The 25,482-nt window shown below is 37.2% G+C and carries 26 protein-coding genes, 1 tRNA gene and 2 pseudogenes; 11 read left to right on the plus strand and 18 right to left on the minus strand.

Features of this window, described 5'->3' with window-relative positions; all coding sequences use genetic code 11:
* Positions 1-23 precede the first annotated feature (23 nt).
* The 3 genes from AB3I27_RS02480 to AB3I27_RS02490 form a co-directional block, all read right to left on the minus strand.
* A complete protein-coding gene (locus AB3I27_RS02480) occupies positions 24-215 on the minus strand; it encodes a hypothetical protein (protein WP_002344183.1) in 192 nt (63 codons plus the stop codon).
* A 142-nt stretch (positions 216-357) separates the two neighbouring features.
* Positions 358-678 carry a hypothetical protein gene (locus AB3I27_RS02485; protein ID WP_002292931.1) on the minus strand — a complete coding sequence of 107 codons (321 nt, stop codon included), beginning with the start codon at positions 676-678 and terminating at the stop codon, positions 358-360.
* 22 nt (positions 679-700) lie between these two features.
* Positions 701-1,135, minus strand: a complete 435-nt coding sequence (locus tag AB3I27_RS02490; RefSeq protein WP_002292929.1) for a universal stress protein — start codon at positions 1,133-1,135, stop codon at positions 701-703.
* Positions 1,136-1,469: 334 nt separating this feature from the next.
* Between AB3I27_RS02490 and AB3I27_RS02495 the strand changes: the two genes are divergently transcribed.
* A complete protein-coding gene (locus AB3I27_RS02495; protein WP_002310878.1) occupies positions 1,470-2,096 on the plus strand; it encodes a LysM peptidoglycan-binding domain-containing protein in 627 nt (208 codons plus the stop codon).
* A 225-nt stretch (positions 2,097-2,321) separates the two neighbouring features.
* Here AB3I27_RS02495 and AB3I27_RS02500 read toward each other — a convergent pair.
* Positions 2,322-2,405, minus strand: a tRNA-Leu gene (locus tag AB3I27_RS02500).
* A 21-nt stretch (positions 2,406-2,426) separates the two neighbouring features.
* Positions 2,427-3,947 (minus strand): hypothetical protein, encoded by a 1,521-nt coding sequence (locus AB3I27_RS02505; protein WP_002344182.1) that lies wholly within the window; start codon positions 3,945-3,947, stop codon positions 2,427-2,429.
* 295 nt (positions 3,948-4,242) lie between these two features.
* Between AB3I27_RS02505 and AB3I27_RS02510 the strand changes: the two are divergent.
* A pseudogene (locus AB3I27_RS02510) lies at positions 4,243-4,742 on the plus strand (GNAT family N-acetyltransferase).
* A gap of 188 nt (positions 4,743-4,930) precedes the next feature.
* Here AB3I27_RS02510 and AB3I27_RS02515 read toward each other — a convergent pair.
* Both AB3I27_RS02515 and AB3I27_RS02520 read right to left on the minus strand, forming a co-directional pair.
* Positions 4,931-5,275, minus strand: a complete 345-nt coding sequence (locus tag AB3I27_RS02515) for a metal-sulfur cluster assembly factor (RefSeq protein ID WP_002292174.1) — start codon at positions 5,273-5,275, stop codon at positions 4,931-4,933.
* 151 nt (positions 5,276-5,426) lie between these two features.
* Positions 5,427-6,347, minus strand: a complete 921-nt coding sequence (locus AB3I27_RS02520; protein WP_002316215.1) for a YitT family protein — start codon at positions 6,345-6,347, stop codon at positions 5,427-5,429.
* A 184-nt stretch (positions 6,348-6,531) separates the two neighbouring features.
* Between AB3I27_RS02520 and AB3I27_RS02525 the strand changes: the two genes are divergently transcribed.
* Complete coding sequence (locus AB3I27_RS02525) at positions 6,532-7,023, plus strand: YajQ family cyclic di-GMP-binding protein (protein WP_002309430.1); 492 nt, start codon at positions 6,532-6,534, stop codon at positions 7,021-7,023.
* A gap of 24 nt (positions 7,024-7,047) precedes the next feature.
* Here AB3I27_RS02525 and AB3I27_RS02530 read toward each other — a convergent pair whose 3' ends face one another.
* On the minus strand, positions 7,048-9,423 hold the full coding sequence (locus AB3I27_RS02530) for an ATP-dependent DNA helicase (protein ID WP_002348579.1): 2,376 nt from the start codon (positions 9,421-9,423) through the stop codon (positions 7,048-7,050).
* 327 nt (positions 9,424-9,750) lie between these two features.
* Here AB3I27_RS02530 and AB3I27_RS02535 point away from each other — a divergent pair, with 327 nt between their 5' ends.
* The 8 genes from AB3I27_RS02535 (at position 9,751) to rpsT (ending at position 16,220) form a co-directional block, all read left to right on the plus strand.
* Positions 9,751-10,377 carry an MBL fold metallo-hydrolase gene (locus tag AB3I27_RS02535; RefSeq protein ID WP_047929585.1) on the plus strand — a complete coding sequence of 209 codons (627 nt, stop codon included), beginning with the start codon at positions 9,751-9,753 and terminating at the stop codon, positions 10,375-10,377.
* Positions 10,378-10,400: 23 nt separating this feature from the next.
* Positions 10,401-11,105, plus strand: a complete 705-nt coding sequence (locus AB3I27_RS02540; RefSeq protein ID WP_002309433.1) for a histidine phosphatase family protein — start codon at positions 10,401-10,403, stop codon at positions 11,103-11,105.
* Positions 11,106-11,296: 191 nt separating this feature from the next.
* Positions 11,297-12,130, plus strand: coding sequence for an undecaprenyl-diphosphate phosphatase (locus tag AB3I27_RS02545; RefSeq protein ID WP_002309434.1), 834 nt, complete (start codon positions 11,297-11,299; stop codon positions 12,128-12,130).
* 196 nt (positions 12,131-12,326) lie between these two features.
* On the plus strand, positions 12,327-14,255 hold the full coding sequence (locus AB3I27_RS02550) for a heavy metal translocating P-type ATPase (protein WP_047929583.1): 1,929 nt from the start codon (positions 12,327-12,329) through the stop codon (positions 14,253-14,255).
* Between the two features lie 132 nt (positions 14,256-14,387).
* Complete coding sequence (locus AB3I27_RS02555) at positions 14,388-14,843, plus strand: DUF441 domain-containing protein (RefSeq protein ID WP_002292185.1); 456 nt, start codon at positions 14,388-14,390, stop codon at positions 14,841-14,843.
* 80 nt (positions 14,844-14,923) lie between these two features.
* Positions 14,924-15,052, plus strand: coding sequence for a hypothetical protein (locus tag AB3I27_RS02560; protein WP_002292186.1), 129 nt, complete (start codon positions 14,924-14,926; stop codon positions 15,050-15,052).
* A gap of 244 nt (positions 15,053-15,296) precedes the next feature.
* On the plus strand, positions 15,297-15,566 hold the full coding sequence (locus tag AB3I27_RS02565) for a hypothetical protein (RefSeq protein ID WP_002289125.1): 270 nt from the start codon (positions 15,297-15,299) through the stop codon (positions 15,564-15,566).
* Between the two features lie 399 nt (positions 15,567-15,965).
* Complete coding sequence (rpsT, locus tag AB3I27_RS02570; protein ID WP_104760414.1) at positions 15,966-16,220, plus strand: 30S ribosomal protein S20; 255 nt, start codon at positions 15,966-15,968, stop codon at positions 16,218-16,220.
* Between the two features lie 87 nt (positions 16,221-16,307).
* Here rpsT and holA read toward each other — a convergent pair whose 3' ends face one another.
* The 10 genes and pseudogenes from holA to AB3I27_RS02620 form a co-directional block, all read right to left on the minus strand.
* Positions 16,308-17,354 carry a DNA polymerase III subunit delta gene (gene holA, locus AB3I27_RS02575; RefSeq protein ID WP_104760413.1) on the minus strand — a complete coding sequence of 349 codons (1,047 nt, stop codon included), beginning with the start codon at positions 17,352-17,354 and terminating at the stop codon, positions 16,308-16,310.
* A 36-nt stretch (positions 17,355-17,390) separates the two neighbouring features.
* Positions 17,391-19,663, minus strand: a pseudogene (locus AB3I27_RS02580) (DNA internalization-related competence protein ComEC/Rec2).
* Positions 19,656-20,195 (minus strand): ComE operon protein 2, encoded by a 540-nt coding sequence (locus tag AB3I27_RS02585; protein ID WP_002309439.1) that lies wholly within the window; start codon positions 20,193-20,195, stop codon positions 19,656-19,658. Before AB3I27_RS02585 ends, AB3I27_RS02580 begins: the two are co-directional and overlap by 8 nt.
* Positions 20,196-20,374: 179 nt before the next feature.
* Positions 20,375-20,953, minus strand: coding sequence for a helix-hairpin-helix domain-containing protein (locus AB3I27_RS02590; protein ID WP_225479099.1), 579 nt, complete (start codon positions 20,951-20,953; stop codon positions 20,375-20,377).
* 428 nt (positions 20,954-21,381) lie between these two features.
* Complete coding sequence (locus AB3I27_RS02595) at positions 21,382-22,425, minus strand: SepM family pheromone-processing serine protease (protein ID WP_002309443.1); 1,044 nt, start codon at positions 22,423-22,425, stop codon at positions 21,382-21,384.
* Positions 22,415-22,906 (minus strand): pantetheine-phosphate adenylyltransferase, encoded by a 492-nt coding sequence (gene coaD / locus AB3I27_RS02600; RefSeq protein WP_002309444.1) that lies wholly within the window; start codon positions 22,904-22,906, stop codon positions 22,415-22,417. Before coaD ends, AB3I27_RS02595 begins: the two co-directional genes overlap by 11 nt.
* Positions 22,906-23,463, minus strand: a complete 558-nt coding sequence (gene rsmD, locus AB3I27_RS02605) for a 16S rRNA (guanine(966)-N(2))-methyltransferase RsmD (RefSeq protein ID WP_002309445.1) — start codon at positions 23,461-23,463, stop codon at positions 22,906-22,908. Before rsmD ends, coaD begins: the two co-directional genes overlap by 1 nt.
* Positions 23,464-23,593: 130 nt before the next feature.
* Positions 23,594-23,932: a YlbG family protein gene (locus tag AB3I27_RS02610; RefSeq protein WP_002309446.1), complete on the minus strand. Its 339-nt coding sequence runs from the start codon at positions 23,930-23,932 to the stop codon at positions 23,594-23,596.
* On the minus strand, positions 23,922-24,362 hold the full coding sequence (locus AB3I27_RS02615) for a YlbF family regulator (protein WP_002313826.1): 441 nt from the start codon (positions 24,360-24,362) through the stop codon (positions 23,922-23,924). The genes AB3I27_RS02610 and AB3I27_RS02615 overlap by 11 nt, the downstream gene beginning before the upstream one ends.
* Positions 24,343-25,467 (minus strand): CAP-associated domain-containing protein, encoded by a 1,125-nt coding sequence (locus AB3I27_RS02620; RefSeq protein WP_002309448.1) that lies wholly within the window; start codon positions 25,465-25,467, stop codon positions 24,343-24,345. The genes AB3I27_RS02615 and AB3I27_RS02620 overlap by 20 nt, the downstream gene beginning before the upstream one ends.
* Positions 25,468-25,482 lie beyond the last annotated feature (15 nt).

Consider the following 25,482-nt stretch of genomic DNA (forward strand, 5'->3'; position numbering starts at 1 on the left):
GCTGTATCTTTAATCGTTTTTTTCTATTCTGTGATACCAAAAAAATGTTTGAATCGGTGAAGAAGCGTTCCTTGTTTTAATTCTACAAATTCTTGTGCAATCGAATATTTTTCTTCCAAATTTTCTTTGTTCTTTTCAATCAGACTTTTTGCTTCTTCATATTTTTTATCTGCACATAATACTTTTACTTCCTGTAAAACTTTTCCTGCTTCCATTTACCTCACCCTCTTGCCTTTTTTATGGCTTTAAGTTTGATTTAAGCTATACGCATTATTCTATATTCATCCCAAATAACCTTTTTTCATTTTTTACTCCTCGAACCAGTCAGTTTTCTAAAGACTGATTGGTTCGTCTTTTTTATTTTTCATCCATTTTATGCTGCTCTTCTGCTAATTTGTCTAATGCTTTGAGGGATGTGACGGTTTTCGCATAATCATAGCTGTATAATTCTGTAAATTTATCAGGCAGAACAAACCACGCTGGATGGTAGCCGTTCGCAGTGATTGGGAATCCTTTGTCTTGTTGATTATCTCCATCCCACCTTACAGCAACACCTTTTTTTCCTTTCCACTTTATTAAAGCAATCGAGTATCCTTTTTTTGTTTGTGTGCCGTCTTCAATAATTGCTAAAATTTCTATTTTTTCTTTTGGTGCACGAACTTCTTGAGGGCGAACCATTTTCTATTCCTCCCTTATCTAATTACTTCACAACCAATACACTGCAAGGGGCATGTGAAACGACATAAGAAGCGGTCGATCCTACTAGTGCTTGTTGTATCGCTCCTTTTCCTGTCGCTCCCATAACAATCAAATCAATATTTTCTTGTCCAGGGATGACATTGGCAATCAAATTTCTTGGATCTCCAGTTTCAACTATTGCATGGATCTCAGCAATACCGAACTCTTTGGCATCATTGATTTTTTTCAGCATGGCTACTTCTGTTCTTTGTTTTTCATCTGCATAGATTTTTGAAAAGGCATAGGCACTATGGGTCAGCTCAACTTTGTTGATGATTGACACGATAAATAAGTGGGCTTCATTGTCCTTTGCTAAGTCAAGGGCTTCAGCGAACGCTTTGATCGATTGTCTTGATCCGTCAACTGCTACCATGATGTTCTGGTATCTCTTACTCATTGGAACCGCCTCCTTTTTCTTTTATTGTAACATCTCAAGCAAAAATACAAAAAATATACGCAATGTGTAAATAAAATGATGATTAATAGCAATTTTTTTCAAGTTATTTATACATTTCTGTTCTCATCAGAACTCTTGTTCTAAACCTATTATTTCTGCATTATGTGAATTTCCTCATCATTTTTCACATGAGATGAACATCATTCTGTTACAAAAAACGTGGATTTGTCATAAATTGTCATGCTTCTTTTACCTATGAAATATTTTCACGTGTTAAAGTATTCCTCGTTGAACACAACAAATAAAACTTTTTAACGAATAAAGGAGATTTTTCATGACATCACTTAAAACTTTACTTTTTGGAACAACTTTGGCTGCCGGTGCTGCATTCTTCATGGGAACGACTGCTCATGCGGACGAAGCTTATACCGTTCAATCAGGTGATACTCTATCAACGATTTCTCAAAAATACGTTGGTGACAACTCCTTGATCAATGCCATTGCAGAATCAAATTCAATTTCTGACATTAACCTGATCTACTCAGGACAACAATTAACGATTCCAACAGAAGGCTCTACACAAGCAGCTGCTGAACCTCAAGCAGCCGTTCAAGAAGCACCAGTCCAAGCTGAACCTGTTCAAGCTGAACAACCTGTTGTACAAGAAACGGTTCAAACGGAAACACAAGCAGCCCCTGTTGCTGAAACACAATCTGCTACAACAGAAACAACGGCAACAAGCACGAATGCTGCAAAAGAATGGATCGCACAAAAAGAATCAAGCGGTTCTTACACAGCAACGAACGGACGTTACATCGGACGTTACCAATTAGATTCTTCTTACTTGAATGGTGATTACTCTGCTGCGAACCAAGAAAAAGTGGCAGAACAATATGTTGCTTCACGTTATGGTTCTTGGGAAGCTGCGAAAGCATTCTGGGAAGCAAACGGTTGGTACTAAGATTCATTATTTGAACGTTTAAACACATTCAAAATAGGAAGAGGCCATGCGAAAGAATACATCGCATGGCCTCTTTTTGAGTTGTTTTGTCACATTAGAGCGAGTTTTTTGCTCATCTATTACTTCTATGACTTTCTTACCGAAATCTATTTTATATCAGATTTTATAAAAAAATACCGATGGGATCTCTCCCTCGACATCTTTTCTCAGTATATATAAAAATTATGCGGCTAAGAAGATTCGAACTTCCACGAGGTCGCCCTCACTAGCGCCTGAAGCTAGCGCGTCTGCCAATTCCGCCATAGCCGCATCATATGTTCTAGTTTAGGATTACATTTGTTTTTTGTCAAGAACATATTTTTTGTTCTTTTTTATCTCTACGCGTTTTCCCTCTTGCAACCAATACAAATAGTTCATCCGAATAACTCCATCATCTATTGAAGGGCGATAAAAAAATTCTGTTTTTTCCATAAGCTCAATTTCACTTTTCAGAAAATTGGTCACATGATGCGGGACGCTGTCGATGCAAACATAGACATAGTCAACAGCACGGATTCTTTCAAATAGTGCTTTCTCCCCGTACTCATATGCATCGATTCTTTCGACAGTTTCTACATATTTCTGCAATCCTTTTACGAATCCTTTTATTTGTTTGTTCCCGATCACAGCAATTTTGAGTGATGATGCCCACTTTTCAGCGTCTATGCTCAATTGCTTTTTACTTGACTGTTTAGATTTTTGTCTTGTTCTCTTTAGATATTTGTCGCTTCTTCTTTTTGACTTATTCTGTTCAACGATAGGATAGCAATACCTTAGATATACTGGACCGTCTACTATTTTTTGATGTACTCGTACTGCTATGCCATCTGTTAAAAGATCTTTGCGTTTAAAGCTCTCTTCTACTATCAGTGGTCTTCTTTGCTCCGTATTGACCTCATAGAAATAAATGTTGTCCTCTTCTATTTCTACAAAACCATAAAAAATATTTGTTTCTTGATACTGCAAATTATTCGCTTGTTGTTCAAAGATCCATTGATACCTATTGAACAGCTTGTTCAGCTGATTGAACTTATAAAATGATTGGGTATCTAACTGTTGGATCAATGCATGGATCAGATCTTGAGGAGCTGCTTGTACGAAGTTTTGTTTTTTCTTTGCTAATTGTTCTGTTTGTCGCTGGTTGACTTTATACAACTGTTGCAGTTCTTGTTTTTTCTTCTCCATGATTTTCAGATACGTAGCATTTCTATTTGAAAGCTTTTCTAATTTCTTGTTCAGTCGATCATTTCTTTTCTTTAATAAACCTGACGCTTTATGTATGCTCTCTAGATAATGTTGCATTTGGCTATTTTTTTGCAGCAAATAAATGATGATCTGGTTACGTTTTTGGAGTTCCTGAAGTGCGTGATTATCTGTATTCCAGCCCACTTCTTCTAATTTTTGATACAATAGTTCTGTTTTCCTCTGCTGTTCGATGGCTTTTTGTCTCATCTCTTCTTTTTCTACTTTTGCTTGTTGGTGCTGTCGTTCGAGTTGCTGTGACAGCTCTCTGATGTGTTTCTTGTCCTCTCTTCTTTTCTTGCTCACAGTAGCTACTTGTTTTTTTGCTTTACTCAATTCTTGCTTCAATTGATTCATTTCATTGTTTAAACGAACGATTCTGGGATCGGTAGCTATTTTATTTTGCTGCTTTTTCTTCGTTTCTTTGTTCTTCTTTTTCTCTCGATTCAGCTGTTTTTGCTGCATTTTCTCCAACAACTGTCTTCTTCTTTCGTTTTGATACTGATCATTTTTTGCTTCTGTTTGCCGCCATCCTTCTGGAATTCTTTTATAACCGCTAAAGTAGTTCACGAGATCTCCTTTCTAGTGATCATAAGCAACGGACGAAAAAACTTTAAATAACACATTTATTAAAAATTCAATTTATCTTGAACTTTCAATATCAATCAATAAGATCATTTTTAAAAGATAACGAGGATTCATCTATTATAAAAACAATACAATAAATAACAAAAATCTGCAATCATTTATTTTGTTAAATTATTCTTAATACGATACATCACAAAAAAATAAAAATAAGAATGGCTATTCGCCAAAATAGTGCTATAGTAGAAAAAATATGTTTACTTAGGAAGAGGCGGATTCGATGAAATTGATCAAACTATGGGAAGCAGATTTGGAGAAAGCTTATCGGCTGCAAACTAGCTTCGGACCAAACGAGAATGGATTTATCAACAGTGCTTATGGCTATACACTTGCTGAATTTTTAGATTATGTAAAAAAATGCGAAAACACTTCTTTAGGTATTGATCTTCCTGAGAATTACGTTCCCGCAACCGTCTTTATTTTGGAAAATGATGGACATGAGTATGTAGGAATTTTTAATCTGCGCCATAAACTGAACGAATCATTAAGAAACGGCGCTGGCCATATCGGTTACGGCATCTCCCCTGACTATCGTAAAAAAGGATATGCAACACAAGGTTTAGCATTAGTACTACAAGAGGCAAAAAAATCGGCATCGATGAGGCACTTTTGTCTGTAAATAAAAAAAATCTTGGCAGTCTTAAGGCGCAGCAAAAAAATGGGGCCACGATTTATCGTGAAGATGAGAAAGAATACTATACGAAAATCAAATTGATGTAAAAAATATGGATGGCAAAAGAAAAGAGATTTGAATGTCCTTTATCAATAGAACACATTTATTTGATTAACTTCTAATATAGCAGACAAAATTTTATAAACAAAAAAACCTCTTATCTCTTTTCTTCTAGAAAGGATAAAAGGTTTTTTGTTTTTACTATTTGCTTCTCATAGCTAGTCAGTCAAGATCCCTATCGAATCCCCAACGCAATCCGTGCATAACGGCTCATCTTATCGGTCGTCCATGCGGGATACCAGACAAGTTTTACTTCTGCTTTCGTTACTTCTGGTACTTCTTTCAATGCGTCATGGATAGATTCTGTTAAAATATCGGCTAGTGGACAGCCCATAGTTGTTAGCGTCATTTTGATGACTGTTTCTCCGTTTTCAGGATTGAATTCTATATCATAAATCAAGCCTAAGTTGACAATATCGATTCCTAATTCAGGATCGATCACCATTTCCAAGGCAGCAAGAATACGTTCTTTGATCAGTTCTATTTCTTGCGCAGACCGTTCTTGGTTTGCTTCGCTCATCGTACGACACTCCTTAACACGATTTTTATTTATCATACTCTTTTTTTAACTACTTGTAAATGAGAATTTAGAAGGAAGATTCTCGTTTAAATTTATAAAATGTCCTTATTAGATGGAATACATTAAATTCATTCTAAATAAAACTGATTCCTCATTTTTTTTGTGAACGATTTTTTATTTCTGGCAACACACCTGTTGTTCGATACATTTTTTGTTCGTTTTCATTTGCAAATCGGCCAAATACTGAATGAGTTGGTAAAATATTGATAAATGCATCGTCGTCGATTTCATGAACGATCTGATCAAGATCATACATTTCATAGCGGGTGATGACCATCATGATCATATTTCCTTGTTTTTTTGAATAGCCACCGACAGACGGAAGCAATGTCATTCCACGTACCATCCGTTTCGCTAGTTCTTCTGTTACCTCTTCCGGTTTGACGGTCACGATCATCGCTGTTACTTTTTGATGACTCGTATGGATGGCATCAATCACTTGAGTCATTGCATAAATGGAAATAATCGTATACAAGGCACTTTCCCAGTTAAAGAAGAAGCCTGCGATGACTACAATGATCCCATTTAGAATCAGCATGTAATTTCCGACTGTTTTTCCAGTTGTTTGTGAAAGCACAAGAGAGATGATGTCCATTCCCCCAGTTGTAAAGCCCATTTTTAAAGATAACCCTACGCCAAGACCTAATAAAACACCGCCTACTAAGGCATTCATCAAAATATTATCAGTGATCTGTCCGACTGGAAGTAGCATCGTCATCACTGATACGCATACAACGTTCACAAAACTAAGGATCGTTGCTCGTTTTCCTACTTTGAGGAACCCTAATACAAACACAGGGATATTCAAAATAAAAATAAATGTTCCTGTGTCTACCTTGATATGAAACCATTCATATAAAAGCGAGGAAATGATTTGAGCGATCCCATTCATCCCTGCAGAAAAGACATTGGCTGGAATCAAAAAATAATTTAAAGCGACCGCAGCGGTCAATCCGGTTATCAAAATAACCACTATTTTTTTTAATCTTTCATTTTTATGATACGCAGTCATAATTTTGCTCACAAGCACCTCTCCTCTACTTTGTTATTCCAAATGTAAGAATAACAGTTTATCTATTAAAATAAAATACTTCGAACTCAAATGAGAAGAATTTTAGCAAACAAGTAAGAATCTGCCCCATTCCTATGATAAGATAGATGTATAGTAAACTTATACGTATATCAGGAGGGTTCTTATGGCAAAAGATGCTAGCTTCGACATTGTATCAGAAGTCAATACAGAAGAAGTAAAAAATGCGATTCAGCAAACAACAAAAGAATTGACTAATCGATTTGACTTCAAGGATTCTACGGTAGAAATCAAATTAGAGAACAGCAATCTAGTTGTCTTGAGCGATGATGATTTCAAAATCGAACAGATCAAAGATGTATTATTTGGTAAGTTGATCAAAAGAAATGTGCCAATCAAAAATATCCATTTTTCTGAATCGGAACACGCGCTAGGTGGCAAAGCTCGTCAAACTGCCGATCTTGTCAACGGAATCGATCGTGAAAACGCGAAAAAAATCACTACAGCTATCAAAAATGAAAAACTGAAAGTAAAAGCACAAATCCAAGAAGATCAGATTAGAGTGACAGGTAAAAACCGTGATGATCTTCAAGCTGTGATTGCTTTATTACGTAAACTTGACTTACCAATCGAGTTGCAATTCACTAACTATCGTTAATGAAAAAAACGAGGCTGACATCTGTCATCCCTCGTTTTTTTGATTTACTGCTTCTTTGGATGACCAAAAACGCTGTATTCCTTCTTCCAATTCTCCAACACTTCGTACTTCTCTTGCTGTTTGCCAATGTTGTGGGAATAAACGTCGATAAGAAAAACGAGCAAATCGTTGATCTGCCAATACTACGATTCCTTGATCCGCCATGCCACGAATCACTCGACCACCAGCTTGCAAGACTTTGTTCATTCCAGGAAGCTGATAAGCGTAAGCAAATCCAAGGTGTTCCTTCTCATCATAATATGATTTGATCAGTTCCTGCTCATGATTCATCTGCGGCAAACCTACACCTACAATCATACTGCCGATCAATCGGTTCCCTCTCAAATCGATTCCTTCTGAAAAAATCCCACCAAGTACACAAAATCCTATCAATGTTTCATCGGGATCTGCTTGGAATTTTGCTAAAAATCGTTCGCGTTCTTCTTCATTCATGTCCGTTTCTTGAATCAGCACATCGCTGTCAGGATATTGCTGTTTGAATGCTTCCGCCGCAAGGTCTAAATATTGATAAGAAGGAAAGAAAACGAAATAATTTCCGACCTTTCCATCAGCAAAAGCATGGATTGTCTCAACTAATTGTGCCAGACTTTGTTCCCTTTTTCGATAAGTCGTCTCTAAGTAATTTGCGATGAAAACTTGCTGGTTTCCTTCTGGAAAAGGACTCGGCAGTTTGTAAGCGAGACTTTTTTGTCCGCCCAGTGTTTCCTGATAATAAGATAGGGGTGAAAAACTCGCAGAAAAAAGGATACTGCTTCTTCCTTTATCCAACGAATGCTCAAGAAACAAGCTTGGATCAATACAAAACTCTTTTACTATCAGATCGCGATACGTTTTTTCGACCGTTGTTTCATAGTGATCATCATAAAATTCACTGACCTTCAAAAAATGAAGCAAATCAAAATAATAAGGAAGCAATTGTTCTTGTGATGGATGCTCAGGAAATTCTGCTAGCCATTCTTTGATTTTTTCGCTTAATTGATAACCTGCCTTTACTAAAGATTCAGCCGGTGCTTTTTGATGATGATAATCCCAATGATCTTCTTTTGCTATTTCTCGGATCGAATCAAATTCTTTCAATAGTTTGTTGAAACGACGATGGAGTTTTTTGAATTCCTTTGGTATAGCTTCCTTACTTCGTTTCGTTTTTTCATAAGATAGTTCTGCCGAATACATCTCTCGGGAACGATTCACCAAATTATGTGCCTCATCAATCAAAAACAGATAATCCTCGTTTTTTTCATCTTCAAAAAAACGTCTTAAATAAACAGTGGGATCAAACAAATAATTGTAATCCCCAATGATCACGTCGCACCAGATACTGACATCTAATGATAGTTCGAAAGGACAAAGTGTATGCTTCCTTGCATAAGTTTCGATGACTTCTCGAGTGATCTGATTCTCATGATTCAAAAGATCCCATAATCCTTCGTTGATACGATTGTAATAACCATTGGCATACGGGCACTGATCTGGATTACAGGTCGTCTCATCTAAAAAGCAGATCTTATCTTTAGCCGTCAAAGTGACACTTTTTATTTCAGCTCCAGTATCTTTTAATGCTGTCATGGCATCTTCAGCTACTTGTCTAGTTATTGTTTTGGCCGTTAGATAAAAAATCTTTTCTCCCTCTTCTTCCCCTACAGCTTTCAAAGCGGGGAATAACGTAGAGATTGTTTTTCCAGTTCCGGTAGGTGCTTCTACAAACAATTTCTGTTTCGTACGGATTGTTTTATAAGCAGCTACTGCTAGTTCACGCTGGCCTTTCCTATACTCATCATGGGGAAATTTCAAAGCCATCAAAGAGGCATTGCGTACAGTACGCCAGTTTTCTTGAAAAACAAGCCATTCTTTATAATCTTCAGTCAGTTTTTTAAAAAAAATTTCTAACTGCTCTCTTGTCTGATGTTCGACCTTTCTCGTAATCACTTCTTCTGCCGTCTGAAAGTAAGTCAACTGCAGATTTATTTCTTGTAAATCATGCTCTTGACTATAGATATAGGCGTATACCCTTGCTTGATGAAAGAAAAGTTCCACTTGTTCTGGTTCTAAATCTTCAAATCGTGGTTCGGAGGTTTTGATTTCATCTATATAATAAATACCGTCTCTTTTGAAAATACCGTCTGCACGGCCTTCAACGATCAGGTGATATTCATCTAATGGAACTGTTGTTTTTAAAAAAACTTCTTTTTCATAGTCTTCTCCCGCATCTTTTTGGAGCTTGCGGTGGATTCTTGCTCCTTCTAATGCAGTATGGCTACTTTTTTTACGATTGTCGATACTTCCACGTCGCAAAATAAATTCTACTAAGTGCCGCACAGATATTTTTGACTGTTTGATCATTTCCACCACCTCTTTCTCTCTAAGATTACCTGAAAAAGCCTAGTTTAGCAAAAAGAGCTCTCTTTTCAAGCATAAAAAAAAACACCCTGCTGATTAGGCAGGGATATAGGATATAGAATTTGGATTTTTGGATGGGTCTAATGTAACAAGGACATATTAAAATGCTATGAAAACTTACTTTCCTTCTCTTTAGAATATCCAAATACTTTTCATATAGTCTGATAATTCAGATAAGTAAAGAGAAATAAGTACCTGTTTTTGTTTCCTAGCAATGAATGCGTTATACTAATGGATGAAAGAAGTTTTGGCTATCAAGGAGGAATGCACATGCATATCGAAAGATTAAAAACAGGAATGATTGAAGAAAACTGTTATTTGGTCTACAACGAAGAAGCACTTTTGATCATTGACCCTGGAGAAGATGCGGAACAAATCAAACAAGAAATCAAAAAAACAAACCAACAACCGGTAGCGATTTTACTTACCCATACCCACTATGATCATATTGGTGCAGTAGAACCCTTACGCGCATATTATCAAATCCCGGTGTATGTCAGCCCACTAGAACAAAAATGGCTAGGTGATCCGATTTTGAACCTTTCTGGACTCAGACGACATGATGATATTGCTGATATTATTGTCTCACCTGCAGAATATGAATTTGAAATGAAAACTTATACTTTAGGAAACATGTCTTTTCGTGTGGTCCCTACTCCAGGGCACTCCATCGGAAGCGTTAGCTTTATTTTTGATGATTTTGTCGTTTCTGGCGACGCCCTATTTAGAGGAAGTATAGGTAGAACCGATCTGTATACAGGAAATTTAGAACAATTACTTCACAGTATTCGGACCCAGCTGTTTGTTTTACCTGATGAATTTGCAGTCTATCCAGGACATGGTGATGCAACAACGATTGAACAGGAAAAAAGGACAAATCCTTTTTTCAATCGTTAAAAATGATTTAGGAGGAGAATAAAATGACAGAAACTACACTTTATATCGTACGGCATGGAAAAACGATGTTCAATACAATCGAACGCGTACAAGGCTGGTGTGATACGCCACTCACAAAACAAGGACAAGAAGGCATCCATTATTTAGGGCGCGGGTTAAAAGATGTCGACTTTTCTTTTGCTTATTCTAGTGATAGTGGTCGGGCGATCGAAACTGCCCGTATTATTCTAGGAGAACATTCTAAGGGAAAAGAAATTCCTTATTTTATCGAGAAACGGATCAGAGAATGGTGCTTCGGGTCTCTTGAAGGCGGCTATGACATGGAAATGTGGGGTGTGATCCCTCGCGTATTGAATTTTAAAACATATGATGAAATGTTCACCACAGAAGTTTCTTTTGAACAAATTGCCAATGCTGTATACAATTTGGATACGGCTGGATGGGCAGAAACTTATGAAACATTACGAGATCGTGTGTGGACAGGATTTGAAGATATCGCCCATCACTGCGAAAAAAACGGCGGCGGAAATGTTTTAGTCGTATCACATGGTTTGACGATTGCCTTCTTGCTTAATCTGATCGATCCTAAACAGCCTGTTCGTGCTGGTCTTTTAAATGGCAGTGTAACAAAGGTTACTTATGCAAACGGTCGATTTTCTATCCTTGGTATCAACGATACGTCTTATATCGAAAACGGGAAAGCACATAGTCGAAACTCGTTTTTATGATGGGATATTTTAATTTTTAACAGAGAATCATAAAAGGCAAAGTCTGAACGAGGGCTTTGTCTTCTTTTTTTCTCTTCGTATTCTTATCTGCTTCATTTCTCAAGTTTTTCTTAATATTAAAAAACAGATTGGGTTTATCAAAAAATAACGGTATACTATAAGATGTATCTTAATTGGGAAGGAAGGAATTTATGTTTTTTGCAAATATTATCAAAGCAGTGATTCTCGGTATTATTGAAGGAATAACGGAATGGCTGCCCATCAGTAGTACTGGTCATCTGATCCTAGCAGATGAATTCATCAAACTGGATGCCAGTTCACAGTTTATGTCGATGTTCAATGTCGTTATCCAATTAGGGGCGATCTTAGCTGTCGTCGTTCTTTATTTTCACAAATTAAACCCCTTTTCTCCAAGTAAATCAACGATAGAAAAAAAAGATACTTGGACACTTTGGTTTAAAGTGATCGTTGCTTGTATACCAGCCATCATCATTGGTTTGCCTTTGGATGATTGGTTAGAAGCAAATTTCCACAAGTTCTTACCCGTTGCCATTGTTTTGATCGTTTACGGTATTGCCTTTATTATTGTCGAAAAACGTAACAAAAACAAAACACCTCGTTGGACTTCGCTGAATGACTTTACGTACCAAGCAGCTCTTCTTGTTGGGTTATTCCAAGTCTTGGCACTTGTTCCCGGAACATCCCGTTCTGGTGCAACGATCCTAGGAGCTATCTTGATTGGCGCTTCGCGTTTTGTCGCTACAGAATTCTCATTTTTCTTAGGGATTCCTGTCATGTTTGGCGCAAGCGGCTTGAAGATCGTCAAATATTTAGCTGAAGGGAACTCATTCAAAATGGAAGAAACTGTTGTTCTTCTTGTAGGAACATTCGTATCTTTTGTGGTTTCTGTCTTAGCTATTAAATTCTTATTAAGTTATTTGAAGAAAAACGACTTTACCGCTTTTGGCTGGTATCGTATTATCCTTGGTATCATTTTAATTGGTTATTGGTTTATCGCAATGTAAGAAAAACCAGAACACTTCTCTTGTATGAGAAATGTTCTGGTTTTTTATTTTCTTTAATGATAATTATTATAAACAATAAAAACTATATAAAGCTTCGTAGCCAACTGATAACCATTATCGTTCTCATTTATCTGTTTTTATTATCAATTACATTGTTATTATGCTATCCTTGTTTTGACAAGGAGGACTGATAACGATGATTAATCAGAAAAAAGCTTTTGCAGCAACAATTGGCTGTCTTTTATTTATGATTGCCGGTTTTATTTTCGACCGATTCTCTCTTACCATCACCTCGCTTTTTTATATCAGCGCTATTATCATCGGTGGATACAAACAAACATCGGAAGGCTTGAAAGAATTGTGGAATGACCGAACACTGAATGTGGACTTATTGATGGCTTTAGCTGCTATCGGTGCCTGTTTGATTGGTAATTACTTTGAGGGAGCAATGTTGACATTCATCTTTTGTTTAAGCGGTGCATTAGAGGAATACACGACCAATAAAAGTCAAAAAGAAATTACCGCTTTGATGAATCTTCAGCCACAAAAAGCTCAGTTACTAAAAGAAAACGGACAAATGCAAGAAGTAGATGTTTCGCAATTAAAGGTGGATGACTTGGTGTTCGTCGCTAAAGGAGCGGCTGTTCCGATCGATGGTTGTTTAGAAAGCACACAGGCAACGATCGATGAGTCTGCATTAAGCGGTGAATCTGTACCTGTAGAAAAATATTTAGGAGATGAGATGTTTGCAGGAACGCTGAATCAAGGAAATCCCATTACGATTCGAGTAACAAAAACGAGTGCCGAAACCGTCTTTGCTAAGATTATCCAATTAGTGGAAGAAGCACAGAATACGCCAACTCAAACAGCTTCATTTATCGAACGGATCGAAAACAATTATGTAAAATTGATTTTGCTTGCTGTGCCTCTAATGATCCTTCTCCCCCACTTTTTCTTAGGTTGGAGTTGGGATGAAAGCTTTTATCGAGGAATGGTATTACTAGTCGTGGCTTCTCCTTGTGCGCTTGTCGCATCTGCTACTCCTGCTTCTCTAGCTGCTCTTTCAAATTCTGCAAAAAATGGGATTCTAATCAAAGGCGGGATTCATTTAGAGAAGCTTTCTGAATTAAAAGCGATTGCCTTTGATAAAACAGGAACACTCACTAAAGGAAAACCAGTTGTGACTGACAGCTTTTTCTTTGATGAGAAGGATTTGGCACAACAACTTCTTGTTGCTATGGAACAAAAAACGACACACCCTCTTGCTCATGCGATTTTACAATATTTCGATTGCACAATACCCGAAGCAATCCAATCCCTATCAATAGAAGAAATTACTGGTTTTGGATTACAAACTACCTATTTAGGTGCGCAATGGAAAGTTGGCAAACACGCTTATGATCCTGAGACGATGAGAATCAGCAAAGAGATTGAGGAAATGATCGAACGTTTAGAAAATCAAGGAAAAACTGTAATCTATCTGTCTAAAGATCAACAGTTAATCGCTGTTTTAGGTCTGTTGGATATTCCAAAAGCAAATGCCCAACAGGTGATTTCTTACTTTAAATCCCAAAACATCCATACAAGTATGATAACTGGCGACCATTCTGGCACAGCAAAGGCTATTGCTGAACAAGTAGGGATCGAACATTACTATGCAAGCTGTACTCCGGAAGAAAAAACACAACTAGTCAAAAAAGAAAATGAACTTTACCAAGTAAATGCGATGGTTGGTGATGGAGTCAATGATGCGCCTGCTTTAGCAGCTGCTTCATTAGGTATCGCTATGGGACAAGGAACAGACGCCGCTATGGATATCGCAGACATCGTCTTAATGAAAAATGACTTAGATAAATTTGTCTACAGTCATCGGCTGTCTTTAAAAATGCGGCGGATCATCAAACAAAATATTATTTTTTCGATTCTTGTTATTCTCTTGTTGATTGCTTCTAACTTCCTGCAATTTTTAAATCTACCTCTTGGAGTTGTAGGACACGAAGGAAGCACAATATTGGTTATTCTGAATGGCTTGCGTTTACTAAGACCTTTACCTGCTCTTTCTGATTCTTCAAAAAAATGTAAGTCTTGTCCACTATACAAAGCGCGGCTGTCTTCTGTCAAATAAGCGAAGTGTTTTTTATAATTTTATTTTATGAAAAAAACAGCTTATGAATAGGTCTTGAAGGATGAATTCCTACTTTTGCAACTTTCCAAAAAGATGTTATGATTGTTTCGAAGAAAGTGAGGAATATATTTTATGGAAAGTTGGCTTTTTTTAGGAATTATTTTACTTGTAGCAATTTTAGCTAAGAATCAAAGTCTGATGTTAGCGGCAGCTTTTGTGTTGATTATGAAGCTCATACCAACCTCCCGTTCCTTTTTCCCTTGGCTTCAAGGCAAAGGAATCAATATTGGTGTGACGATCATCACTGCAGCTATTCTGATCCCTATCGCAACAGGAGAAATCGGTCTACGTGATTTATTAGAAGCCTTTAAATCCCCTATCGGCTGGGTAGCTGTTTTTTGCGGTGGGCTAGTGGCTGTCTTATCTTCCAAGGGCGTAGGATTGATTGCTTCTGATCCGCAAATCACTGTTGCGCTTGTTTTTGGCACGATTTTAGGTGTTGTCTTCTTAAGAGGAATCGCCGCCGGACCAGTCATTGCTTCTGGCATTACTTATTGTATCTTACAAGTATTTGCTTTAGGAAAATAGATCAAATTTTGCCTATTTTTAGGAGATTCTTAATACCCCCAATTTACTGATCCGTGATATACTGACAACGAGGTGATACAATGTTCGAAAAATTGAAGTATTTCATAGGAACAATTGGCTGGTTTCTTTTAGCGGTACTTTTGATTCTAGGCTTAGCTTATCTTTTATTTCCTGATTTGATACAAAATGTGTTAGATACTGCTTTTTGATTGACCTATTAGAATGATATAGGGATGCTCCTGCGATGCAGGGGCTTTTTTTAAACAAGGAGCGAGCGAATGAGATTCCCTATTGAAATCGATGCACTTTTTTCTTTTTGGCTCTTCTCCTCTTTTTTGTTATACTAGATTACAGTGGACAAAAGAAGGAATGATTGCATCCGCTTTAACGAATATCAAAATGGAAGAAACAGTACCTGTTTTCAGGTTACTTTGGAAAGAAAGGAAGACGCTTGTGGAAACTTTTGAAGGTCTTTTAATTGATACGTATGTTTTACAAGAACAGCCAATGATGCTGACTGGAATCAACTTGCAGCTTGAGGACCGTGTGATCAATGGACTGCTTAAAGATCGCTATTTGGCAAAGTACATCTTACGTTTGCCACTAAATAAATATGTACTGGAAGTAAGTGGCAAATGGAACCGTCGAAATCAGTTAGTCATTAAAAAAATGTTGATAAAAAATATTGATGAATATATTAAAATAATCGGTACACCAGAATAACCTTTACCGATCAAAGGTGACTGGTTATAAAATAACTGCAGTTTCTTAATAGAAAAACAAAGAACAATAGGGAATCGTATCCCTTTTCAAAAAAAACTTTGCAAACGGTTCTCTTTGTTATATAATGTCTTAGTACCAAACATTCCCATTCAATCTTTGTTTAAATAGATAAATAAAAATCTAGTTTGGTTTGACGCTATTGCCTCCCACAATAGCGTCTTTTTGATTTTTTCAGCTTGATTTATCTGTTCTTACTGATAAAAAAGTTTAAATAAAAGACTGTTAAGGAAAAAAACTTGTCATGTTCATATTGCAAAGCGCGCTGCCTTTAGGTATAATAATGAATGTTGAATTATGCGGTCACACGCGTAAGAACTTAAGTTATCGGAGGTGAAACTAATGCCAAACATTGAATCTGCAATCAAACGTGTTCGTACAAGCGAAAACGCTAATGTGAAAAATTCATCTCAAACAAGCGCTATGCGTACTGCAATCAAAAAATTTGAAGATGCTGTAGCTTCAGGTGCTGACGACGTAGATGCGTTATATAAAGAAGCTGTTAAAGCTATTGATATGGCTGAATCAAAAGGTCTAATCCACAAAAACAAAGCTAACCGCGACAAATCTCGTTTAAGCAAAAAAATCGCTAAGTAAAAGAATCGGCTTCGGCCGGTTTTTTTATTTGTCAAAAAAACCAAAAGCAACCGGTATTCTTGCATGCTTTTGGCTTCTTCTTTCTTCCTATCGATTTCTCAACAACTGCCCTGTGCGCAAAACGAAAAGTTGAAAACTTAATTCTTTTTCGATTTGCCCCGTTTTGATTTGATAATCCATTTCGACTAATTGATCAAATAATTGTACTAGCAACTGTTCATCGAATTTCCTTACTTCTTGCATGGCAAGTTTTACACGGTAAGGATGGATTTTTAATGTTTCTGCAATATTGGCCTGCTGATAGCCAATCTTTACAAGAAATTTTGTCTGTAAAAACAAACGTAATTGAGAAAGTAAAATCGCATTGATTTTGATTGTTTCCTCCCCTTGCATGACTAAATCTTCATATAAACGCAAGGCTTGTTCTGTCTTCCCTTTTAAAATATATTGGGTCATGTCAAAAATATTATGTTCCAATGTTTTAGGAACTAATTGTTCTACTTCTCGAACAGTGATCTGCTGTTGATTTTGTCCATAAAGAATTAATTTCTGTAACTCTCTCATCATTTTGGATAAATCTAAGTCAGTCAACCGCAAGAATAAATCAATGGCGTTGCGTTCCATTTTGATGGAGGAGTTCTCTAAGGTATTCATCAGATATTGACGTACTTCTTTTTCATTCAACTGTTGGACGTTGATGATGGTTGCTGTTTTTTTCAATTGTTTCGTTACTTTTTTCCGTTCATCCAACTTTTCATATGGTGCAAAAAATACTAATACAGTCGATTCTAGTGGTTCTTTCAAATAAGCTGTCAGTAAATCAGTATTTTGTTCGATCCCATTGTTTATTTTCTCACCTGTTAAAAAATATGGGTTCTCCACAAATACTAATCGTTGATCTCCGAAAAACGGCAATGTCTCTGCTTCAGCCACTACCTCCTCTAAACTTGCATTTTCCATGTCAAAACTTAAAAAATTTAAATCATCTTCGCCCTCTAATTTGATTTTTTTAACTATTTCTGCCCGAACTTGATCTTGGAGAAACTTTTCTGTTCCTAAGATCAAGTAACAAGATGCAAGTTTTTCTTTACGTATTTTTTGTAACTCTGCTTGTATACTCAAATTACTCACCACTTTCAAAATTATCCTACCATGAGAAGATGAGAATTACTAGTCTATCATTGTTTCCACTAGACCATGAGGATGAAAAACTGGATGCCAGCGATAGGTGATCATTCCTTGCTGATCGGTTCGCCATGTTCTTATCTGATTTTCTTCTAGTTCCTCCAATACTTCGCTGTGAGGGTGACCATAACGATTATTTACTCCGCAGGATATAATTCCATGTTTCGCTTCAATATGGGAAAGAAAATCCGTATTACTTGATGTGCGGCTACCGTGGTGACCTAATTTGACTACGTCGGCTTTCAAATTAGGATAAATAGAAAGCAACTGTTCTTCCATCGCTTGATTCAAATCGCCTAAAAACAAAAAACGGCTATTGTTATATTCCGTCCATAAACCAATTGAATCTTCATTTCTTCCTTCTCCCTTTTCAAAAGGGTTCAATACATAAAGATCATAATAGCCTTTGATCCTGTCGCCATGTTTGACTTCAATGATTTTAGTGCCATTTTTTTGAGCTTCTGTTAAATGCCTTCGCAACGGTTCATTTCGTCCAGCGCCCCAGCCAATATAAATTTTTTTGATGGTGAAATGCTGAGATAATGTGGACAATTCTCCCACATGATCCGTATCGTCGTGTGTCAAGATGAGTTTATCGATCACACTTATTCCCTGTCCTTTTAGGTATGGAACGATATTCCTTTCAGCAGGAGGTCGTGCAATACCTTGCGCCCACTTTTCCCTTTCAAAGGGTAACTTCCCCCCCGTATCAATCAAAATCGTTTCTTTTCGAAAAGGACTTTGCAAAAAGATACTATCTCCTTGACCAACATCGATAAAAGCGATCGTTGAAGAAAAACGTAAAAATGGCAAAGTCAATAGCATCAAAGAAAACAGACCAACATAAAACAAGAGTTTCATCGGCTGCTCGTTCAATCTATCCATACAAATCAGTAATCCGAAAATATATACCCCTGATAGCACAAGAGGTAGACGCCCTATAACAAGAGTCGATCCTGAAAACGAATCGATCATTCGTTCAAACAAGATCAGTCCCTCTTCTATCAGCAAAAGTAAGGTTCTCGGCAACCAGCGATTGAAAAGCGTCAGAAAGAACACACTAGGAAGAAAAAGAAACTTGAATACTGGTGCAACCAGTAATGTAAAAAGACTGCCTAAAAGAGGCCACTCATAAAAATGCCATACAATCAACGGCATCGTGATCATGGTAAATAGGACATGAGAAGCCGTTTTTTTCATCCAATCTCCATCAAAAGAAATCAGGATAAACAAAAAACTCATGAAAAAACTAAGCTGCCCGCCCGCATGAAAAAGAAATCGAGGATCAAATAGCAAAAGAAGCCAAAAGACAACTGCAAATAAGTCCATAGAGGAGTAACGTTTATTCAATAATTTGACTAGCAACCGCAATAAAAACAACAGACTAGCACGCAAGACAGAAATAGAACTGCCTGCAAGAGAAACATAACAGATAGTTAGCAGGCTCAACGGAATGATGCTGTCGTGCAGTGGCCATCCGATACGTCGAAACAAATAATACAGCCACCCTAAATAAAATTGGATGTGTAATCCCGATAGGCTGAATAGATGCAGCAAACCACTCTCCCTAAAAATTTCTTCTGATTCTCTGAAACCTGAATCTTTATAGCCCCATAATAAAGAATTGATATATACACTTGTTTTTTGCGGAAATTCAGATTGGACAAAAGAAATAAAAGCGCCTCTTTTTCTCTGGAGCCAATTTCGCCAATGATTTTGTATGGTGATTTTTTCGACCCTTTGAATTTGGAATCGACCAGAGATTCTATGGTTCCTGAAGTAAGCTTCTTGGTCAAAAGTATAAGGATTTCGCTTTTTTTCGGGAGAAATAAACTCGCCTTCAGCTGTCAATTCTATCCCCTTCCCTCGGAATCCAAGCCAAGTTTTCAATTCCTCTTCGGTGTTTACTTGATAAGAAAGCTGTACCTTCTGTTTACTCTCTGACAATCTTCCTTCCATTGTCAAAAAACTGCCATTCGCACGAATCGTATCTGTAGATAAAGTCACTTGCGCAGCTGTTTCTTTTTCCTCTAAAAATGAATATTCTTGTAGCTTATAAGAAACGGATACCATTATGCTACCCACAATACAGAAGTACGCGATAAAACGTCCTTCTTTTAGCGAAACCACAAAAAAATTCCGGCAAGAAACAAACGATAAATCCAATTGTCCGTATCATACAACAAACAAATAATCATCGACGTAATTGCCGGAAAAATCAACCGATTTCGAACATGCCTTTCTAAAACGCTAGACATGTTTTCCTGTTAATTCATTTTGAAGTTTTGAAAAATGCTGCGAGTCTAAAGCAACTTGGTGTACAGATATGCCTAATTGTTCAATCAACGCTTGAGCATACGGATCATTTCGATAGTCATGGAGATAATTGATTCCTTTAACACCAGCTTGCAGCAAAGCTTTTGTACAAGCTAAACATGGAAAATGCGTGACATAGATTTCCGAACCTTCCGTCGGGATACCGAGTTTCGCGCACTGTAGCAGCGCGTTCATCTCTGCATGGATCGTTCGCAAACAGTGTCCATCTACAATATAGCAGCCTTCATCTATGCAGTGGACATCTCCACTGACTGCTCCATTATAGCCGCCAGCAATGATCCGTTTTTCCCTAACAAGTGTCGCTCCTACTTCTAAACGTGTACACGTGCTGCGTAAAGATAACAATACCGCCTGAGCCATAAAATACTGGTCCCAGGGAATGCGTTTGTTTTGAGTCTTATCAGTAATTTTTTCTTTGTTCGTATCGCATGGTTTTGAAGATTTTTCTAACATGGTTACATTCCTCCGTATTTTCAAGTTGGTCAAAAAAGCACTCCATTGCTTAAACAAAATATTCTTTAAATATACCGAATCATCATGTCTGACAAAAGAGCATATGCTTCACTGCCGAAATGAAGTCCGTCATCCATTAGCCTCCATTTATTGCTCTTTTCAGTTGGTTCTGAATCATTCTATTTAATTGTAACGAAGTTTTTTAGTTTTTCAACTGTCTTTTCACCGATACCAGAGATCTCCTGCAAGTCTTCCACTTTCTGGAATGATCCGTTTTCTTCTCTAAATCGAATGATTTCTTGCGCCTTGACTGAACCGATCCCAGGAATCTGCTGGAGTTCTGAGGGACTGGCTGTATTGATATTTATTTTTGAAGGCTCGGTATCTGCTGTAGACTGTTTTCCTTCGGGGGATGCTGACTGATTAAGATGTTCCGGCGGCTCTTCACCTACAGCAGGGATATATAGGACTTGCTGATCTTCTATCTTCGCAGAAAAGTTGATTCGATCGCTATCCGCTTCTTCTAATAATCCTCCTGCGCGCTTTAGTACATCATAGACCCGTTCTTCTGAAGAAAATGAATAGATACCAGGCTCCTTCACACTTCCTTTGATATCGGTATACATAACCTTTGGACGAGCATCCTCTTCTACAGTATTTCCTTCAGGCAATTGATTTTCTTCACTGGAACTAAATGGAGAAAGTATTTCTTTTGCAGCGATTTCTTCTGGTTCTCTATGAAATAACAGATTTGACAATAAAAAACCACTGACTATACAAAAAATAAGAACTACCGTAGACATAAAAACGATTAACTTAGGGGAGGTGAGTATTTTCTTGTTGATTTTTTCTATCATTATTTCTTTTTACAAAGAATGATCAGTAAAAACCATTCATTTCTCCTTTCATTTGAAATCGAAGAAACAATGTGCTCTGACAAAATCGTCCCTTCAACATCTAATTACGTCAATTTTTTCTTTTTTTTAGCAGAAAGATATTTTGACGAAAAAAAAGGATTGTGACAGAAAATATGTCACAATCCCTTATTCAAAATAAATAGTAGTCAATTAGCTCAAAAGCTTGCATCTGCAGTAAATAAATCCAAACAAAAGAGGAGAAGCTGTTTTTGCGTAGCTATTCTTATTACTTGATACAGAGTAGCTTTTTCACAATTTTTTTAATTGGTTCATTTCATTTTCTCTAGATAGTCAAGCGCATCTTGTACTGTTTTTACTGGTACGATTTTCATAGAGGAATTCAATTTTTTGGCAGCGGCTTTTGCTTCTTCATAGTTGGTTTTTATTTCAGGATATTCTTTCTTAACATCGTCTGAGATCGTATCATCTGGTGCAAAGAAAATCTCTACACCGGCTTTATCCGCGCTTGCTACTTTTTTATCGATTCCTCCGATTCGGCCGACTTCTCCTTCGCTGTTGATCGTTCCAGTTCCGGCAATTTGCTTACCATGTCGCAAATTTTTACCAGTGACCTGTTCATAGATTTCTAAAGTGAACATCAATCCTGCTGACGGCCCACCAATAGAGCCAGAATTAATGCGAACATCTGTATCTGATTCGATCTCTGTATGATCAGTAAGTGTGATGCCTATTCCTGCCTTTTTATCTGTTGGCAACTCAATCAGATCACCAGAAGCTGTTTTTTCTTCACCATTATGCAAATAACTGATTTCGATTGTTTGTCCAACTTTTTGGCTTTTTACATAATCCATAAATGCTTCTGTACTTTGAAAGCTTTTGCCGTCTACTTTTGTTACTGTATCTCCTACTGAAAGCTTGCCAAAAAAGTTCGATGTCTTCTCTACGCTCATGACATATACGCCTTTGAATTCCATTTTATAAGGCTTGCCTGCAAGCTTCAACGCTTGTTCGATTGCTGCGTTTTGGGAAGAATCCATATAATACTGTTGCATTTGATTATATTCTTCATTTGTTGCCCCACCAGTCAATTCTTCTTTACTAATCAATTCTTCAAAGGGGGCTAGTTTAGCCTTTAGAGCCAAAAATCCGGTAGCTTGCCTGATACCGACGGATGTAAGAGAGAAAGAGCCAGAACCTTTGTCTTCTTTGTCATTGACTGTAATTAATTCTTTCAGATCAATCGTTGCTCCTGGTGATTCCACATAATATGGCAGAGGAACTACTACAAATCCGATGATCAACATTCCAAATATGATAATCAGTACTGTTTTGAACCATTGTTTAGCTTTCATTTGATTCACGCTTTCCAGCTAGAGCTTCGTTGATAACTGGCGGTAAATAACTGCTCACGTCTCCACCAAAGTGCAGTACTTCTTTTAAAATACTGGAACTGACATGGCTATATTCTGGTTTTGCCAATAAGAACACCGTTTCCAATTCCTCGTTTAGATGATGGTTCATCTGAGCGATTTCTCGTTCATATTCGAAGTCTTTGATACTCCGTATTCCTCTGACCAAGGCATCCGCGCCGATTTCTTTTGCCGTTTCCACTGTCAATTGATTTTCCTGATGTATGACTTTTACATTAGGAAGATGTGCCACAGCTTTTGCAATCAATGTCATTCTTTCTTCTGGAGGAAACAAACTGTTCTTTGAAGTATTGATAAAAACACCAATTACCACCTCATCGAATAATTTAGCCGCACGCTCCACTGTATCTAAGTGTCCTTTTGTAAAAGGATCAAAACTTCCTGGGAATAATGCACGTTTCATCATTTTCCCTCTTTTCTATAGATAGTCACAGCTGTTATGCCATAAATCTGTTTTCTTATTTGATGAAATCCAGCCACAGATTCTGGCAATTCGACTGTTTTATCCGTTTCGCATACGATAACTGCGGTTTTAGAAAAAAGTCCCAGTTCTTCCATTTTATGGATTTGATCAATGATTTTTTGTTTTGCATACGGCGGATCAAGAAACAAGTAATCAAATTGTTGTTTCTCTGTTGCTAGCCGTTCGATTGCTTTGTCCGCATCAAGTTTTATTGTGGTAAACTTCTCTGGTTCTTTCGTAATCTCGATGTTTTCTTTAATGATTTTTAGCGCTTGGTAATTTTTGTCTACGCATACTGCATGACTACAGCCTCTGGATACGGCTTCGATAGCTAAACCTCCGCTTCCTGCAAACAGATCCAATACTGTCTCTCCATCAAAATAGGGTCCAATCATATTGAATATGGATTCTTTTACTTTATCTGTAGTTGGTCTGGTATTCGCCCCTGCTAAACTTTTTAAGCGGCGTCCGCCATAATTTCCTGATATTATCCGCATCTACTCACTCCTTAGAAATGGTACTGGTACTAGTATACCAAAAAAAAGACAAAAAAATACTTGGACAATGATCAATTTTTGATAGTTGTCCAAGTTATTTTTCTATTAAAAAACTGCTCATAAGAGATTTTTAAAGATGTTCAGCTAATCGGATTTCTGTATTCAGCTCTTCGATTTCGAAACCTTCTTCTTTTAATACCGTTTTATTACCTATTTTATCAGCAAAATTCATTTCGATATCTGGTCGGTAAGAACGTTCTACGTTTCGAACAAAATGTAATTTACGGATTCGTTCTTCTGTCTCTTCAAATGTCTCTTCATTCAAGTAAAGAACGACATATTTCATTTTTCTTGAGACATAATGCAACAAGCCGAACTTTTTTAGATTCTTTAATTGTTTTAAGCTGTAGACCCATACGATCAGCCCGCGTCGTTTTATTATTTCAAATTCACTATTGTCAACTTGCATGACAATTCCCTCCGCATCCAAAGTGTTTTTTCGTTTCAAAGAACGGACTACCTGCATCTATCTTGATTTCATTAGAAACTTCTTCAGCAAGTGCTTGGACAATTTGATCCAACAGACTTTGTAACTGTGTTTCACTATACCTAAAAGCTGCGACATGCTCATTCAGATCAAGCTGTCTTTTTGCTTTTCGAAGAGCACGTTTTTTTTCACGGTAATCAGGTGCATATTCACCGTATGCCGCTACATTTTCAAACACCTTTTTCTGCGACAGGAACGCTTCTTTTAATTGGCAGACTTCTGCAGATTCTTTCATTGATTGTTTATGTTTGAAATAAGAAGCCATCGTTTTACTCTTTTTTATCATTTCAGCGACTCGGAGGCATTGATCCTCCAGTTGAAACAGCTCTTCATTAACGATCACTGCTATCACTACTTTCTCCGTTTTCTTCTTGCAATAAGACTAACATATTTTCTTTAGAAAAAGCAATGCCTAATGAATCCGTTCCCGGATCCATAAAGCGGTCATGATTATATGGATCGCTGTACCAATATAAAAACGAAAAAGTAGCGTCGATTGCTGGATGAATAAACAGTCCACTAGTATTTTCTAATTTCTGTTTACTGATTAACTTCTCCAATTCATCATTCGTCAAGGAAAATTTCGTTATCGTTTGTCCACTACCTAGCGATTTTTGCCAATCAGCCATACGTTCGTCTGACAAGATTTCTTCAGGCTTTGTCAAGAAATCATGTAGCAGCAGCCGACTGTGGTTTTGAAAGGCAAGTGGTTGGTTGTATATAGGAAGTTCGTCTTCTCTTCTAAGCATGTTTAGTAAAGTCGTACTTTTTCGTTCTTTACCGCGATTGATCGATTCCCAGTCAGCCGATTTATCTGCTTCATAATGTGGGAGACCTTCACCAAACACTTGATACGGTAAAAGTTTCAAAAGACTATCTTTATCTAAATATACAACTGAAAACAGACCGTTAGTTGTTTGATCAAAAAACAAAATAGCAAAAGTGTCGTTATCAAAAGCAATCAGTGGACGATAATTCATATCCTCTTCCATCAGTTCGATTCCAACTTCTGTGTCATGATACTCAAAAGTGAAATTAGTATAGATAGTCGTGAGCTTTGTTAGGTCCTGCATCGTCATCCCTAAATAAAACGGCGTGATATCAGCAGGTCCTGTTTGCAGTACTTTAACAGTTGTGACCATGCTATCTTGGACATTCACTTCAAAAGTGAGATGACTGGCTTTGTTTTCATAATATCTTGTTTCAAAACCAAACCCACTAGTTAATCGATCATAGGATGGTCCAAAATCTTTTTCTAGCTGTTCGATCGGTTTTCCAATATAAGTAGAAAAACCAGTTGCTTTAAGCTCCTGGTATTTCCACGTTGTCATTTGATTTGAGAGTTGTTGATCAGAGTTTTCCTTCACTTCAAGTTTTGGCGGGAACAAGACTGGTTCCATATAGAATGCCGCAATAACTAATAGCAGAATCAGCCAAAACAAACCCAGTCTTTTCATATTTCCCCACCTTTC

This window comes from Enterococcus sp. C46 (assembly GCF_040887565.1).
Taxonomy (GTDB): Bacteria; Bacillota; Bacilli; order Lactobacillales; family Enterococcaceae; genus Enterococcus_B; species Enterococcus_B lactis.